The 16,238-nt window shown below is 43.7% G+C and carries 11 protein-coding genes; 9 read left to right on the forward strand and 2 right to left on the reverse strand.

Annotated features, from left to right (window positions below):
• Window positions 1-9: 9 nt before the first annotated feature.
• The 5 genes from CHI10_RS05345 to CHI10_RS05365 are packed head-to-tail and all read left to right on the forward strand — an operon-like array spanning window position 10 to window position 5,774.
• Window positions 10-1,302 carry a YhfT family protein gene (locus CHI10_RS05345; RefSeq protein WP_095243284.1) on the forward strand — a complete coding sequence of 431 codons (1,293 nt, stop codon included), beginning with the start codon at window positions 10-12 and terminating at the stop codon, window positions 1,300-1,302.
• Window positions 1,303-1,330: 28 nt separating this feature from the next.
• Window positions 1,331-2,248: a phosphotriesterase family protein gene (locus CHI10_RS05350; protein WP_095243285.1), complete on the forward strand. Its 918-nt coding sequence runs from the start codon at window positions 1,331-1,333 to the stop codon at window positions 2,246-2,248.
• Entirely contained in the window at window positions 2,248-3,390 is a 1,143-nt protein-coding gene (locus tag CHI10_RS05355) for an aminotransferase class V-fold PLP-dependent enzyme (protein ID WP_095243286.1), read from the forward strand. The genes CHI10_RS05350 and CHI10_RS05355 overlap by 1 nt, the downstream gene beginning before the upstream one ends.
• A 27-nt stretch (window positions 3,391-3,417) precedes the next feature.
• A complete protein-coding gene (locus CHI10_RS05360; RefSeq protein ID WP_095243287.1) occupies window positions 3,418-4,578 on the forward strand; it encodes a YhfX family PLP-dependent enzyme in 1,161 nt (386 codons plus the stop codon).
• A 2-nt stretch (window positions 4,579-4,580) separates the two neighbouring features.
• On the forward strand, window positions 4,581-5,774 hold the full coding sequence (locus tag CHI10_RS05365) for a phosphopentomutase (protein ID WP_095243288.1): 1,194 nt from the start codon (window positions 4,581-4,583) through the stop codon (window positions 5,772-5,774).
• Between the two features lie 156 nt (window positions 5,775-5,930).
• On the opposite strand, the gene CHI10_RS05370 is transcribed toward CHI10_RS05365, so the two are convergent.
• Window positions 5,931-6,644: a hypothetical protein gene (locus CHI10_RS05370; protein ID WP_095243289.1), complete on the reverse strand. Its 714-nt coding sequence runs from the start codon at window positions 6,642-6,644 to the stop codon at window positions 5,931-5,933.
• Window positions 6,645-7,171: 527 nt separating this feature from the next.
• Here CHI10_RS05370 and CHI10_RS05375 point away from each other — a divergent pair.
• Window positions 7,172-7,789, forward strand: a complete 618-nt coding sequence (locus tag CHI10_RS05375; protein ID WP_095243290.1) for a cell wall hydrolase — start codon at window positions 7,172-7,174, stop codon at window positions 7,787-7,789.
• A gap of 198 nt (window positions 7,790-7,987) precedes the next feature.
• Entirely contained in the window at window positions 7,988-8,554 is a 567-nt protein-coding gene (locus tag CHI10_RS05380) for a LysM peptidoglycan-binding domain-containing protein (protein WP_095243291.1), read from the forward strand.
• Window positions 8,555-8,958: 404 nt separating this feature from the next.
• Here CHI10_RS05380 and CHI10_RS05385 read toward each other — a convergent pair whose 3' ends face one another.
• Window positions 8,959-11,070: a putative bifunctional diguanylate cyclase/phosphodiesterase gene (locus CHI10_RS05385; RefSeq protein ID WP_095243292.1), complete on the reverse strand. Its 2,112-nt coding sequence runs from the start codon at window positions 11,068-11,070 to the stop codon at window positions 8,959-8,961.
• A gap of 309 nt (window positions 11,071-11,379) precedes the next feature.
• Here CHI10_RS05385 and CHI10_RS05390 point away from each other — a divergent pair, with 309 nt between their 5' ends.
• Both CHI10_RS05390 and CHI10_RS05395 read left to right on the forward strand, forming a co-directional pair.
• Window positions 11,380-14,160, forward strand: coding sequence for a DUF6359 domain-containing protein (locus CHI10_RS05390; RefSeq protein ID WP_095243293.1), 2,781 nt, complete (start codon window positions 11,380-11,382; stop codon window positions 14,158-14,160).
• A gap of 70 nt (window positions 14,161-14,230) precedes the next feature.
• A complete protein-coding gene (locus tag CHI10_RS05395; RefSeq protein ID WP_095243294.1) occupies window positions 14,231-16,210 on the forward strand; it encodes a bifunctional metallophosphatase/5'-nucleotidase in 1,980 nt (659 codons plus the stop codon).
• Window positions 16,211-16,238 lie beyond the last annotated feature (28 nt).

The following is a 16,238-nucleotide window of genomic DNA, read 5'->3' on the forward strand; positions in this document are numbered from 1 at the left end:
GAAAAAGAAATGGAAATGACATTAATTATCCTGATCGGTGCCGTTGCTGCTGTCTTGGCCAATATGAACATTGCCGTTTTCAATGATGGGCTTCGTCCAATTGTCTCCGAACACGTTGAAGGGCGAATGACGAGAAGGGACCTTGCCTTCACTGCCTTTGCGATGAGCTTCGGACTTGTAATCGGATTTGGAATACCTTTTACACTCTCGGCCAGTATCATTCTCGTTCACAGTATCCTGCTGGGAACAGATATTATCGGATTGCTGACGCCGAAAAATAAATGGGGAACACCGCTTGCGGCGGTAATTGGCGGTGCTTATGGAGCAGGGCTGTTAATCGGGCTCGAAGGCTTTGTGAAGCTGTTCGATTATCTGCCGCTTAATTTCCTTGAAGCAATGGGAGCGGTCGGAACACCGGTCGTCGTTACCTTTATGGCATTCCCGGCACTTGCGGTGGCCATGCAATTCAGCGTTAAAAAAGGGGTCATAACCTTTATCGTTTCTGCATTGATCCGTCAGCTTGCTGTCTGGCTGAATGAAAGCGGAGTTCTGACGATTTCAGGCACGACAGTAACACTGAACCAGGAAGGAATGGCCCTTATCACAGGAATGATCTTCCTGCTTGTTTTTGCCATGAAGGAAAAAGCAGAAGAAGGCTCCTCCATCGATCTTGCTGCTGTATTCAGTGATAAAGTGGCTAAAATCAGAAAAAATGTTGTGTTCTTTATGATTATTGGCGGTCTCATTGCCGCTGCTACGAATCTATGGATCATGGCAGGAGACCCGATCTCTCTAAATCTATTAGCAGAGGGTAAATCAACAGATGCCGGAATTGCAGCGGCTGCCCGTGCGCTCGGCTTTATTCCGCTTGTTGCCAGTACAGCGATCGCAACAGGTGTATACAGTCCGGTCGGTTTCACTCTCATCTTCGTCGTCGGATTTTTCTCCCCGAATGTTTGGGTAGCCTTAATCGGCGGTGTCATTATTATTTTCATTGAAGTTATGCTATTAAGCTCAATTGCGAGATTCCTTGATAAATATCCCGGTGTGCGTAATTCCGGGGAAAATATCCGCAGTGCGATGACCAAGCTTTTGGAAGTAGCCCTATTAATCGGCGGAGCGAATGCTGCCAATGCGATTGCACCAGGGTTCGGATTCTTCTTCATTGCCGGATTCTATCTGCTGAATGAAGCAGCAGGACGCCCGATTGTCCGCATTGCAGTCGGCCCTGTGGGTGCCATTGCAGTCGGAATCATCGCCAATATCCTGGTTGCACTAGGCATCATGAACATACCTCAGTAAAAAAACAAAGAGAACGGAGCGGACAGCCATGATACAAACCGTACTTGGAAAAATTGCTCCGGAAGAATTGGGGATTTGCTCGGCTCACGAGCATCTCTCCATTGATCTTTCGCGGGTAAAAAAAGATCCGGATACGATTCTGGATGATGAACAGGGCATGCGTAAGGAACTGGAGGATTTTTACCGTCTCGGCGGAAGGTCAATGGTGGAAGTGACAAATGACGGCATGGGCCGGGATGCTCTTGTGCTAAAAAGGCTGAGCGAGGCAACAGGAGTTCACCTTATTACATGCACAGGCTTCTATAAAGATCCTTATATCCCGGATTTTGCCGACGGCTGGAACGCGGAGCAGTTTGCACAGCATTTTATAAAAGAAGCCAAGGAAGGGATTGCTGATACGGGCATACTTCCGGGTGTCATCGGGGAAGTGGGCACAAGCAAAAATGAAATGAAGCCGATCGAACGTGAGCTGTTAATTGGTGCCGCCATGGCCGGTACCGAAACCGGCCTTCCGGTGACCACTCATACAACGCTCGGAACACTCGGGCTTGAGCAGGTGCAGCTGCTGACGAAGCATGGCCTGCCGGCTGATCAGATCATCATCGGCCATCAGGACCTCAACCCGAATAAAGACGAAGTTCTCGCTGTTTTGGAAACAGGAGCCTATATCGCGTTTGATACGATTGGGAAAAATAATTACCGTCCCGATGAAGAAAGAGCTGCCTTCCTTCTTGATTTTATAAACCGCGGATATGAAAAGCAAATTCTTCTTTCAGCAGACTTAACCCGTAAATCGCATTGGAAGAAGCACGGAGGCCCGGGCTACGGTCTTGTGCTTGAGTCGTTTATTCCAAAATTGAAGAAATCAGGAGTTCCTGAAAGCATCCTTCATCAATTCCTGACCGTTAATCCATCCAGAGCTTTTTCAATAAGGGAGCGATCATAGTGTCCACATACAACAGAGCCCAATTAAAGTATGCAAATTCAGTTTTGCCGAGCTTATCCATACAGGAAGCACAGGAAAAACAATTCAAATTGGTAGACAGAATGAGCCGCCATTTCAAGGGCAGGCAATTTCTTTCGATGGGAGACCTTGGAGTTTCCCCAATATATAAGCGTCCGGAACAGACCTACCTTGTGGAAAAAGTTCTGGCTGATTTCTTTGAAACAGAAGACTGTGCTCTTGTCAGGGGAGCCGGAACAGGTGCGATCCGCAATATTCTCAGCATGCTTTTGTCTCCTGGAGATGAAATGTTTATTCATACGGCCCCTGTTTACACGACAACAAAGGAAACGTTAAGGATTTTAGGGATTAAAACAGTCCAGGCAGATTACAACCATCTTGAGGAAATAAGAACGGCTATCAGGACTAATCAAAATCCTAAAGTGTTCTATATTCAGCATGCCCGCCAGCAGCCAGCAGATCATTACCAATTGGCAGAAGTCATCAAAGCTGTGAAGGAAGAACGACCGGATCTTCCAATTGTCGTGGATGACAATTACTGCGCATTGAAGACAAAGGGGATTGGCGTGGAATTAGGGGCGGATTACTCAACCTTTTCCGGATTCAAGCTTCTCGGGCCGGAAGGAATTGCGGTCATTGCCGGCAAGAAAGACGCCATCGAACGGGTCCATCACTATAACTACTCGGGCGGCGGCCAGGTTCAGGGCTACGAAGCCATGGAGCTGTTAAGAATGATGACCTTCGCGCCTGTCTCGCTGGCTATTCAGAATGAGCAGGTGGAAGAGCTCTGCCGCCGTCTGAATGAAGGCGCTGTGAACGGAATTCGCGCCGCCTACATGACGAATGCACAATCCAAGAACGTCATTGTAGAGCTCGAAGATCCGATTGCCCAAAGCGTGATCAGCATCAGTGATGAGCATGGGGCGGCCACCCATCCGGTTGGGGCAGAATCAAAATATGAAATCATTCCGATGATTTACCGAGTTTCCGGCAGCTTTTTGGAAGCACAGCCTGAGCTGAAGGATTATGGGCTGCGCATCAATCCGATGAAATCAGGAGCGAACACGATCATCGGCATTCTCGAAAAAGTGATACCTCTTGCAAAAGAAGTGCAGCATCTTTGATACCCGTAAATAAAGGGGGAAACTTCCATGTTTTTAGATGTAACAAAGCGCAGAAATCCTAAGCTTATTCAATCGGGTGTCACCCTGCATCAAAGCGGTCAGATACCCCCGAATACGTATGTGATTGACCTCGATATACTCGGAGAGAATGTTGCAGCTATGGCGGAAACGGCAAAAAACCATGACTTTACGCTTTATTTCATGAGCAAGCAGCTTGGAAGACTTCCAATTATAGGTCAGTTTATTGCAGAGCATGGCATCGAAAAGGCGGTTGCTGTTGAATTCGACGAAGCCAAAACACTGGCAGAAGGCGGCGTGAAAATGGGAAACGTCGGGCACCTGGTCCAGCCAGGAAAAAATCAGTGGCAGGAAGTGCTGTCATGGAATCCTGAGGTCATTACCCTATTTTCCCTTGCACGTGCCAGACAGCTTTCCGATGCGGCTGTTCAGACAGGAAAGGTGCAGGATGTACTTCTAAGGGTGTATGCAGAAGACGATATGATATATCCCGGACAGCAGGGAGGATTTCAATTGGAAAAGCTGGATGAAGAGCTTCACGAACTGGCCGGACTTCCCGGGATTAACATAGCAGGCGTCACGACCTTCCCGAACTTTCAGCTATCTAAAGATAAGAAAAGCATGGAACCGACGCCTAACCTTACAACTCTTTTAAAAGCAAAAGAGGCTCTGGAAGAAAAGGGCATTACAGTAAAACAGGTAAACGGCCCAAGTGCGACCAGCTGTGAAACCATACCGTTCCTGGCAGAACAAGGTGTAACACATGGAGAACCGGGACATGCCCTTACCGGAACGACCCCGCTGCATGCATACCGGGATCTCCCCGAGAAACCGGCCATTGTATATGTAACGGAAGTGTCCCACCAGGATCAGGAGAATTATTATGTCATCGGCGGCGGCTACTACGGTCGCTCCAATCTAACAGGGTGTCTGGTCGGAAATGATGAAAAAAACATATTGAACCAGTATGTAAAAGCAATCGAACCGGCTCCTGAAGCGATTGATTACTATGGTGCGATTGAAAAGCCGGACAGCTTTCAGATATCTGAAGGCGATACAGCTGTTTTCTCTTTCCGCACTCAGGTGTTCGTCACAAGGGCCCATATTGCCCTGGTAAAAGGAATTCAAAGCGGAAAGCCGGAACTGGTTCACTTTGAGAGGAAGTGGTAAGGATGGCAAAAGCAATTCTGCTGGTGATTGACAGCTTTGGAATCGGCGCAATGGAGGATTGCCGAAAGTTCAGCCCTTCTGACTGCAGGGCCAATACCTATAAGCATATCCGGGAATCTGCTGCTTTTTTAGAAATACCAACTCTATATAGGCTTGGGCTGGGAGCGCTTGTGGATGGGAAGGAAGCCCCTGCCAATGCTTACGGCTTCTCGGCATTGGCCCATCACGGGGCAGACACATACCTCGGGCATCAGGAAATTGCAGGGAGCTGCCCGAAGCGCTCAAATAAAAGACTGATGAAAGATATTCATCCAGATCTGGCCAAGGCATTAACGGAAGCAGGCTATGTGGTTGAATACCCATGGAAAGACCGGCCGGTGCTATTAGTGAATAGTGCCTGTGTGATCGGGGATAATCTCGAATCTTCATTGGGAAACATCATCAATTTAACTGCTGATTTTAATAAAATGCCTTTCCAGGAATTAAAGGAAGTCGGGAAAATTGTCCGCCAGAATGTAGACACCAGCCGTGTTATTGCATTTGGAGGACCCTATACAACCATTGAACATATCCTGTCAGTTGTCCATGAAAAAAATCCAGGCCAATGGGGAGTGGATGCCCCAAAGGCCAAGGTGTACGGCAAAGGCTATGAAGTCTATCACATGGGCTACGGCGTAAACATAGACGGACAATTTCCAATGATCGCTGCCCGGCATGGCCTCAAAGTCCACCGGATTGGCAAAACGGCAGATGTTTTACATGGTGAAGGACCTACAGAACCAATTGTCGATACTGAAAAAGTATTACAAGCTTTGGAGAGTGCTTATTTAGAAGAAAAAGAGGATGCGGCATTTCTGGTAAATGTACAGGAAACCGATTTGGCAGGACATGCCGAAGATACAGAATGGTATGCGAGGCTGCTCAATACAACCGATCAGTGGCTCGCAGAATTCCTGCCCAAGATGGAAGAGGACGACTTGATCATGATCATGGCCGACCATGGCAACGACCCAACCATCGGCCATTCCAACCATACGAGAGAATACGTCCCGATCCTCGCTGCCGGTAAGCGGGTAAAACCGGTTAACATCGGGAAGCGCAATTCAATGGCTGATGTTGGAGCGACATTTAGCGAGTTTTTTGGACTGCCTGCTACTGAGGAGGGCGAGAGTTTTTTGGGAAAGATTATAGATTAATGGGGACAAAGGGACAAGTGCTCGTCCCTCCCTAAAAACGGGGGTATTTATACCTTGAACACAATTTCAAATACTTAACATAAAGAAGGTTTCTTCCAACAAATTAGTAATCTAGAAGTTTTCCGCATTTAAGAACATGTTTTGGTAAAGCCCCTATTATATTTCTAATATAGGGCAATCTCTCCATGGATGTCCTCCCAGGGGGCCGTTGTTATAAGTAGGAAGATGATATCCGTGTTCCGGAGTTAATTCTTGGAATCCGGAAAGGGCAACCAAATCCTTACGAATAAAAAACGCATTGACTCCCCTCAAATCAGTTCCTAATAAAGCATACCCTAATTTCTTTGCAAGTTCCGAAAGAGAAGTTAAACTGGCTCCATAATAAGATGTTCCATCCCAAACAAAATTTGGATTATATGGTATCACCATTTTTTTAGGCGGAGGATAAGATGCATTATATTCTATGACTACTATTCGTGGTTTATATTCTATCAAAGCATTCCAAGCCCAGTAATCGTTACCATCGATATCAATCGACAATAAGTCAAATTCTGCAGGAACATAATTATGTTTGAATATTGATGAAATATTATCTTTCGTCACAAATTGATGTACTGTTTTTACAAACTTATGGTTGGAAAAGTTAGCCTTTAACCTTTTATAATTTTCTTCATGCCCTTCGATCATAAGACCTGACCAATTATTGAATAAGGATAGATAGGCGGTGTTGCATTCTGATCCATCTTGTACGCCAATTTCCACAAAATATTTATTTGTTGTCCCTATTCGTAAAAATAGCTCTTCAATGATTCCATCTTCCCCATTCTGAGATCTTACCTTCTTTTCATAAGAATTGATACTACCCCGCATTTGATCACCTTCCTGATAATTTAATTACAATCACACTTAACCATATAAATGCGTGCAGTGATACTATGTTAATGTTGGTTTCTTATGACAAATAACCATTTTTCAATGAATCATATTCTCGTTCCGATACACAAGCATGCAAAAACATGGTGAATATATAGTATTCGGGGACATAATGAATAGATTAAACTTTTCGGCAAAAAGAAGAGAGTTTGGGTATCCAAGAGGTACCCAACTTTTTGTGTGCGCCTGGCATTGGGCTAAAACTTAATTGTGAAAGCCCACTACAAGCTTGGTAGTAGGAACTGTTAGCCTGGTAAGGGTGTTCACTGTTAGGAAGAATCTGAAGGAATCCGTGGCAAAATCCCTAAACGAAGGACATAAATTGTCCCGTAAGAGAAATTAAACCATTTGACCGAGTTTTCAAACGGGTTTATAGGGAAACTAGCAAAGGTGATTATTATCTTATTTAAAGGAGGGAAGTCTAGCTCGAAGCACCAGCATAATACATAAAGAGGAGTGTCCAAATGAAATACATAAAATGGATTACAGCCGCTGTCGCAATGGTATTTGTGCTGAGCTTCAGCCAGCCGAAAGCAGAGGCAGCTGTTTTAAAGAGTGGCTCAGCAGGCCCGGAAGTTACATATATTCAATCAGCATTACAAAAGCTTGGTTATTTTAATACAGACCATACAGGGTATTATGGAACGGTAACAGAGAATGCAGTAAGAAACTTTCAGTATGACTTCGGTTTAGCCGCTGATGGCATAGTGGGAGTTAACACGGCAGAAATGCTTCGAAATGTGGACATGCTGGCTCATGTCGTTTATGGGGAAGCGCGCGGGGAAAGCTATGAAGGCCAAGTGGCAGTTGCCGCTGTCATTCTCAATCGCATGGAGTCAAATGAATTTCCGGATACATTCTCCAATGTGATTTTCCAAAAGAATGCCATTACAGCTGTGAATGACGGCCAATACTGGCTGCAGCCTGATGCTACAGCTTATCAGGCAGTAAAAGATGCCTTTGATGGATGGGACCCCACTGGCGGTGCCGTCTATTATTACAATCCTTATACAGCTTCGGATCAATGGATATTTACTAGAACAGTCATTAAACAAATCGGCAGTCACAATTTTGCCTATTAAATTGGGGCACCTTACCTGTACAAGCGGGAAAAGGTGTCTTATTTGGTTCTGCAGGAAAATCCGAATGCAAATCTGGTAATTTTTATTACAAATATATTAAAATCATCTTAATTTGTAACGGAAATAGAGTTTTACTGACATCTTTCTGTTATCTAACGATGTTAATATGTTCCTATCAAGGGACATAAAGGAGATATCATGAAGAAATTAGTAATCTATCTAATCACAGCTGTTTTTCTATCGTTTGGATTTTCCAATGTCACTTCAGCCGCAGGAAATACGTATACAGTAAAAAAGGGAGATACGCTTTGGGCCATCTCTAAAAAACATAAAGTTACCGTAAAGCAAATCAAATCATGGAATAAATTATCTTCAGATACAATTAAACCAAAGCAAGTGCTTAAAGTTACTGGAGCTTCAGCGAAAGCTGCAGCACCTAAAAAGACAGCTGTAAAGGCTGCATCAACGAAAGCTTATAAAGAAATTAAAGTGAAAGCAACTGCCTATACTGCCAGCTGCAAGGGCTGCAGCGGCATTACCTATACAGGAATCAATCTGAAAAAGAACCCGAATGCCAAGGTTATTTCAGTGGATCCGAAAGTTATTCCTTTAGGCTCTAAAGTTTACGTTCCAGGATATGGAGAAGCAATTGCGGGAGATAAAGGCTCTTCCGTAAGAGGAAGTAAAATTGACGTATTCATCCCGAACAAAGAGCGTGCCCTTCAATGGGGCAGCAAGACAGTGACAATCAAAGTATATAAATAATAAAATGAGAGAATCTCCCGAGCGGAGGTTCTTTTTTTGTTTGGGAGATTGCTTTCTTAATAGGTGAACGCTGCAAATAGAATGAGGAACCTGCAAATAGACCAGCAAATTTGCAAATAGAGTCAAAAATCCTGCAAATAGACACCGAACTTCTGCAAATAGATCCAGCAAAATTGCAAAACTGTGTGGGAGACTCTCTTTTTGTAAGGGAGAATTCTAGGTTAATTGTGAACGCCGCAAATAGAATCAGCGAACCTGCAAATAGACCAGCAAATTTGCAAATAGAGTCAAAAATCCTGCAAATAGACACTGAACTTCTGCAAATAGATCCAGCAAACCTGCAAATAGAACCCTATCCCCGCGCTAAAAGCAAAAACCCATCCCTATCAGGAATGGGCACTCTACTAAAGATAACGAACAAAATCCTCAACAGGCAGCGGCTTGCTGAATATAAACCCCTGCACATACTGGCATTGCGTGCGCTTAAGGAATTCGAGCTGTTTTTGTGTTTCGACTCCCTCTGCAATGACGTCGATTCCCAAACGTTCTGATAAGAAAATAAGGGATTCGACAAGGATGGCATGGTTTTTATTTGTTTCAATCTCTTTTATAAAGGATCGATCTATTTTAAGAGTATCAATCTGGAAGTCTTTTATATGTGTTAAAGACGAAAATCCTGTACCAAAGTCATCGAGTGCAATCCGGATCCCAAGCTTTCTTAGCTCCTGGATAATGGAATTTACTCTTTCTTCATTATAGAGAAAATGTGTTTCGGTGATTTCCAGCTCAAGCAGGGCAGGCGGAATTTGAAGAATTTCCAATGTGCGCGTAATATAGTTGACCAAGTCATATTTCAAAAAGCGCTGTGGTGAGATGTTAATGGAAATGGGCACAACTGGAAGGCCTTCATTCATCCATAATTTCAGCTGGACGCATGCTTGTTTGATGACCCAGTCGCCGATATCCAGAATTAATCCGGTTTTTTCAGCGATAGAAATAAATTCCCCTGGTGACAAGAGTCCGAGCTCGGGGTGCTGCCAGCGGATGAGAGCCTCGGCGCCAATCATTCTGCCGCTTTGAATATCCATTTTAGGCTGATAATGCAGAATGAATTCTTCTTTATTTAAAGCCTTCTGCAGGCCGCTTTCAATTTCAAATATTCTTTTCGTTTTCTGATCATTATTTTTTGTGTAAACTTGAATGCTTCGTCCACCGGCTTCCTTGCCCCGGTGAAGAGCGGCATGCGCATTCTTGATCAAATCAATATGGGTATCTCCATCATCAGGGAACGTACTGATTCCAATGGAAGCCTGGAGTGGAATTTCGTACGAATCGATCCGAAAAGGCTTGCTTAGTTTGCTTAGTATTTCTTCCGCACCCTGAATGGCTTCCTCTTTTGAATGAATCGGATAAATGATCATGAATTCATCACCGGCAATTCGGGAAACAAAGCAGCGTTTTTCCTGAAAGTACCTAAACCGGATTGCCACTTGGATGAGCACCTCATCTGCAAGTGTATGTCCGAGAATATCATTGATATATTTAAAACGGTCAATACCTATATAAAAAATGGCGAATTTTTCGCTTTTCAGTAAAAGTCTTTGGATTTCCTTCTCTGCCAGCCTTCTCAGCGGAAGGTTCGTCAGTGAATCGTGATAGCTTATATGCTGAACCTTGTGCAGCAAAATTTTATGATCGTTAATATCCGTAATAATTCCATTAAGGCGGATTAAATTCTGATGCTCATCCAGTGTTGGAATTGTTTGATCACTCACCCACTTCAGAGAGCCATCTGGAAGGGTAATGCGGTATTCATGCCGTATCTGTTTTCCTTCTGAAAGCAGTGACTGGCTCAATTCATATTTTTCAAGGTCCTGTTTGAATACAAGGTCTTTCCAAGTCACTTTACCTGTCAGGAAGTCGGCATTTTCTCTGCCCGTTATTTTCCGGATGCCTTCAGAACAAACTGTAAATCTTTGCGCGCCTATATCGAAAGCCCATATTCCCGCGTCAATGCTTTCTAGGATCTTCTTTTTTCGCTCTTTAAGCTCTGACAATTCACGCTGGAGTTCATCATTATGAAATTCTAATAAGGCTGTCTGCTGTTCAGGAACATGAAGAGTCAGATAGGCTCCTGAAATATTACTTCCATTGAAGGCGGGGGTGAAGGTGGCCTGAATATCTGCAATTTGACCTGCTTGAATGCCAAAAAAGCTGCCCCGCTGTGCTTTTCCTTCCATAATGGTTCGCTGGAAACACATTTTAATTGAATCCCTGTCACTATGAATGAAGTAGTTGGTAAATGGCTCTTTTCTATCTTCCATATATCCGAACAAAATCTGAGAAGCTTCATTGCCATAGATTATTTTTCCCTCTTTCTCTATTAAAAAAGCGGCGTCGGAATAATCATTGTAGATGGCTTTAAAGGAATCTATGTTCTCTTGCTGAGTATTGCCGTGATTTTTTGAAGGAACGATAGAAAAGAGACCTGAACTTTTCCTCTTCCTGATTTTCATATATCTTCTCCTTTTTTTCGGAGTTCGTAATATTCTTAGTAAAAGGGTACTATGATTACCCAATATTTACAATTATAACAACAAAAGTTTATTTATTGAGATTTGTCTGAAAAATAATTCTAGTCCAAAAAGAGTGGTAATGCTCTCTTTTGAAGGTCTTATTCCTCATTATGATACATGAGTATTTTCTCATTTTTACTTATTTACTCAATTTTTACAAATATCAGATTGTATGCCAAAAAGAAGAGTGATTTACTAGAGTGGTAGTGTGTGTAAACGCTTTAAAATATGGATATAGGAGAGGATTACATGATAGAGAAGCAGCGCATAAAGTTCATTAGCTTTATGAGTATTTTTGCATTTATTCTTAGTCTATTCAGTCCCTTTGCCGCGGCAAGTGCACAAGAACTAAAGTCTGTGGCAGAAGCGATTGCGGATAATAATGGAACAGCAACGGTTGAAGGATATATTGTGGGAACGACCGCAAATGGGCCGAAATATACCCATACCGGCCCATTTGACGTATATACAAATTTAGCCATTGCCGATTCCCCAAGTGAAACAGACCCCAGTAAAATACTGCCGGTTCAATTGCCTAATAATTCTATCAGGACAGAATTGAATTTAAAGGACAACCCGGATCACCTCGGGAAAAAGGTCCAAATTACAGGCTCTCTTGAAGCGTACTATACAGTGCCGGGTTTAAAAAGCCCAACAGCATACACATTTGTAGAAGATACTGGCACACCACAGGTTTCAGCGGTTATAGCTTCCCCTGAGGCGGGTCCTGTTAAAGCTGGAACAGCAGTTGAACTATCGACCTCCACTGATGGTGCAGTAATCCATTATACAGTTGATGGATCAGAACCGACTGCTGAAAGCACAGTATATTCCGATCACATCATTATTAATGAAGAGACAACGATTAAAGCAATAGCTGTCAAAGATGGCTTAACAGACAGCAAATTGTCTGTATTTCAGTACATGATTGGACTGGAAGATAAGCGCATTCATGATATTCAAGGTGCAGGACACTATTCCCAATATGCGAACCAGCAGGTTTCAAATGTTGAAGGAATTATCACTAAGGTAGTGGACAGCAGCAATTTCTACATGCAGGATCAGCAGCCTGACAATGATGAAAATACATCTGAAGGAATTCTGGTTTATAAAAAAGGCCACGGTCTAACGGCAGGAGATGTGGTATCCGTTTCAGGACAGGTGAAAGAGTGGGTGCTTGATGGCTATTCAGACAAGCTGAAAACAGATCTTCCAGTAACAGAAATCAATGCAGCATCGATTGAGATCATTGCTTCCGGTCAGGAACTTCCTGCTCCGGTGGTTATTAACAAAGAAAATCTTCCGACTGAAATTATCGACAATGATAATCTTGGGAAGTTTGATCCAGAGCAGGATGGAATCGATTTTTATGAAAGCCTGGAAGGCATGCTTGTTCAAGTGGACAACGCTAAAGTAGTTGCCCCACAAAAATACGGCGAGCTTGTAGTTGTTCCTGGCGATGTGGATACAAACACAACGGCAGGCGGACTGCGTATTTCAGAAAACGATTTTAACCCTGAGAGAATCACGCTTGATATTAACGATGAAGATTTTGTTGCCAAAATGGGTGACAGCTTCAAAGGCAGCATCCAGGGTGTTGTCAGCTATGGCTTCAGTAACTATAAAGTGTTGAGTGATGCAGACGCATTGCCTGAATTCGTTGAAGGCTCTGCAGTAAGAGAAGAAACCAGCATTACATCAGAAGAAGACAAATTAACCATTGCTTCCTATAATGTTGAAAACTTCTCAACCAAAACGGATGCGGAAAAGGTTACGAGATTAGCAGAAGCGATCACAGATAAAATGAAACAGCCGGATATCATTGGCCTGACAGAAGTTCAGGATAACGACGGACCAACTGATAGCGGCACCACAGCAGCAGATCAAAGTGCAGCATTGTTAATTGAAAAAATTAAAGAGCTTGGCGGACCGGCCTACACATACACAGACATTGCACCGGAAGATAAACAGGATGGCGGCCAGCCGGGAGGAAATATCCGTGTCGGCTTCCTTTACAACGCTGAACGGGTAACTTTAACCGAAGGTGAAAAAGGCTCTGCGACAGATGCAGTTGATTTTGAAAACGGCAAACTGACGCTAAACCCAGGGCGTATTGATCCAACAAACGAAGCCTTTGAAGATAGCCGCAAAGCATTGGCAGCCCAGTTCGAATTCCAGGGCGAAAGCGTTATTGTTGTAGCGAACCATTTTAACTCGAAAGGCGGAGATCTTCCATTATTCGGAAAAGAGCAGCCGCCAGTCTTAAGCAGTGAAATCCAGCGCATGAAAATCGCTAACGTTGTGAACGGTTTTGTAAAGGATATCAAAGCGGAAGACCCTGATGCCAACATCGTCCTGCTTGGCGACTTTAACGATTTTGAGTTCTCCAATCCTTTACAGGCACTAAAGGGCGAAGAACTGACTAATATGATTGAAAAAGTTTCGGCAGAAGAGCGATACACCTATACGTACCAGGGAAATGCACAGGTGCTCGATCACATTTTAGTATCCAACAACCTGGCAAAGAAAACAGAAGTTGATATTCTTCACATCAACTCAGGCTTCATGGAAGAGCACGGCCGTGCAAGTGACCATGATCCTGTCCTGATACAGACAAGCTTAAATCCGGCAGAAAAACCGGAAGAGCCTAAATATGATCATGTTTTCAATCTGGTAAACTACCATGCGAAGAAATTCGTGGTAGGACCACATAATGCATTAGTTGTGATGGATGGCACCTCCAGCCTCTCGCAGGGTCTATGGCTGAAGAAATCAGCTGCTGTTAAAGGCGAAGGGCTGAAACATACGAAAGTGGTCATCAGCTCCGCCAACAAAGGGGCAGTGGTGGATCTAACAGGATCAGAAATTAAAGAAGTCATGATCGATAGTGACAAAGTCGTGGAAATCCGCGGCGCTGAAAATGTGCAGAAGTGGACACTTGGGAAAAAGGCGGACCCGTCTCATATCATTTTCAAAGATTCGGATGGGGAAGTAATGGACTCTCCTTATGAGGAAGAAGGAGCGGCATAACAATTGAAGCCGGAGTGCAGCAGCTCCGGCTTTCAATCTCTTTGAACAACAATTGAAAGGAGCATTTTTTATGAAATTACCTATTAAAGTATTATCTACAGTAGCCTTAACAGCAGCATTAACCATCTCGGCAGCCGCTCCGGCAGGCCTGGTTTCAGCAAATGAGACTTCAGCTTCAGATTTCACGCTTTCGTTAATGCATACCAATGACACACATGCCAATATGGACAGCGCCGCAAAGAAAGTGACGGCGGTAAAGGAAGTAAGAGAAGCAAAGCCGGATGCCCTGCTGGTTGATGCAGGAGATGTTTTTTCCGGAACTTTATATTTTAATAAATTCCTTGGACAAGCTGACCTTGAATTTATGAATCTCATGGGCTATGACATTATGACTTTCGGTAATCATGAATTCGATTTAGGTTCAAGTGCGGAAGGACATAAAGCACTGGCTGACTTTGTAAAAGGTGCACAATTCTCATTCGTCAGTTCAAACGTAAACTTTTCTGAGGATGCCAACCTGCAGGGATTGTTCAGTGATCTTATATCGAGCGAACCTGCCAATGGAAAAATATATAATGGCATTATCAAAGAGGTTAACGGAGAAAAAGTAGGATTCTTTGGGTTGACTACAGCTGAAACAGCCAGTATTTCCAGTCCGGGTAAGGTAACATTTGAGGATTATCTGGAAGAAGCAGAAAAAGCAGTAAAAACTTTTGAGGGCATGGGTATTAATAAAATCGTGGCTGTAACTCATATCGGCTATGATGATAACCCAAATGTGGATAATGACTTAAACCTGGCTGCTCAAGTAGATGGAATTGATGTGATTGTTGGCGGACACAGCCATACGCAATTAAATGCCCCAGTGGTTGTGGCAGCTGATGAAACAGGAGTTGCAAAGGATCCTACGGTTATTGTACAAGCCGGCCAGTACAATAATTATCTCGGAACGCTGGATGTACAATTTGACGAGGCCGGAAAAGTAACTGGGCATGCCGGCCAGCTAATTAAAGTAGCGGATAAAGCAGAGGATCCTGAAGCTGCAGCGCTGCTTGAAAAGTACTCCTCCCAGATAGAGGAACTAAAGAACACGGAAATCGGAGCAGAAACGCTGGCTGCCCTTGAGAATCCGCGTACAAGCGGAGATAGCACAGAGCCAAGTGTACGGAAAAATGAAACCGCCCTGGGCAACCTGATTACAGACGGCATGCTCGCAAAAGCAAAGCAGTATGACAGCAATGTAATCATGGCACTCCAAAATGGAGGCGGCATTCGTGCAGGTATTGATGCAGGGCCAATCACTGTTGGCGAAGTAATCACGGTTCTTCCATTTGGCAATACATTAGCCACTATGGAGATAACGGGAGCTGAATTAAAAGAGGCCTTTGAAATCAGCGTGGGACAATATCCTGCAGAAAATGGCGGCTTCCTGCACGTGTCCGGTGCAAAAGTAAAATTCGATTCGACTAAACCTGCCGGCGAGCGGATTGTTTCGATTGAATATAAAAATGAACAGGGCACTTACACTGAAATCCAGGACAATCAAACCTACACAATCGCTACAAATGCTTTTACAGCTAAAGGCGGAGATGGATATACAGTCTTCGCAAAAGCTTACCAGGAGGGCAGAGTAACAGATCTTGGACTTTCTGATTGGGAAAACTTTGCGGATCACCTATCCAGCCTGGGCACCATCAAACCGGCGGTGGAAGGCCGTATCATAGACGTTGACAGCCTTCCTCCAGTAACAGAGCTTGATTTTGAAAAGGAATATAATCTTACGGATGATAAAAAGAAGAAATTAGTAGTAAACAAGGTTTCCTTTATTAATGTTGAAAAAACCGCAAAAATTAAAAATGGCATCTGGCTCAAAAACTCTGCTGTCCTGCAGGGGGATGGCCTTAAGAATGTGAGTGTTCGTGTAACACCAAAGAAAGAGCCGATCATCGTAGACTTTAGCGATGCAGAAGTGAAAGAAGTCATTATTGAGAAAAGTGATTTAGTGGAGCTTCGAGGAGCAGAGAATATTCAGAAGCTTACTATTAAATAAGCAGTAATTTGAAAGTTTATTAGACGCC

Source organism: Bacillus sp. 7894-2 (assembly GCF_002272225.1).
In the GTDB taxonomy this organism is placed as follows: domain Bacteria; phylum Bacillota; class Bacilli; order Bacillales; family Cytobacillaceae; genus Cytobacillus.

Excerpts from the sequence above, each read along its gene's own strand:
- CHI10_RS05345 (WP_095243284.1), top strand. The coding sequence starts at position 10 with ATGGAAATGACATTAATTATCCTGATCGGTGCCGTTGCTGCTGTCTTG.
- CHI10_RS05350 (WP_095243285.1), top strand. The coding sequence starts at position 1,331 with ATGATACAAACCGTACTTGGAAAAATTGCTCCGGAAGAATTGGGGATT.
- CHI10_RS05360 (WP_095243287.1), top strand. The coding sequence starts at position 3,418 with ATGTTTTTAGATGTAACAAAGCGCAGAAATCCTAAGCTTATTCAATCG.
- CHI10_RS05365 (WP_095243288.1), top strand. The coding sequence starts at position 4,581 with ATGGCAAAAGCAATTCTGCTGGTGATTGACAGCTTTGGAATCGGCGCA.
- CHI10_RS05370 (WP_095243289.1), bottom strand. The coding sequence starts at position 6,644 with ATGCGGGGTAGTATCAATTCTTATGAAAAGAAGGTAAGATCTCAGAAT.
- CHI10_RS05375 (WP_095243290.1), top strand. The coding sequence starts at position 7,172 with ATGAAATACATAAAATGGATTACAGCCGCTGTCGCAATGGTATTTGTG.
- CHI10_RS05380 (WP_095243291.1), top strand. The coding sequence starts at position 7,988 with ATGAAGAAATTAGTAATCTATCTAATCACAGCTGTTTTTCTATCGTTT.
- CHI10_RS05385 (WP_095243292.1), bottom strand. The coding sequence starts at position 11,070 with ATGAAAATCAGGAAGAGGAAAAGTTCAGGTCTCTTTTCTATCGTTCCT.
- CHI10_RS05390 (WP_095243293.1), top strand. The coding sequence starts at position 11,380 with ATGATAGAGAAGCAGCGCATAAAGTTCATTAGCTTTATGAGTATTTTT.
- CHI10_RS05395 (WP_095243294.1), top strand. The coding sequence starts at position 14,231 with ATGAAATTACCTATTAAAGTATTATCTACAGTAGCCTTAACAGCAGCA.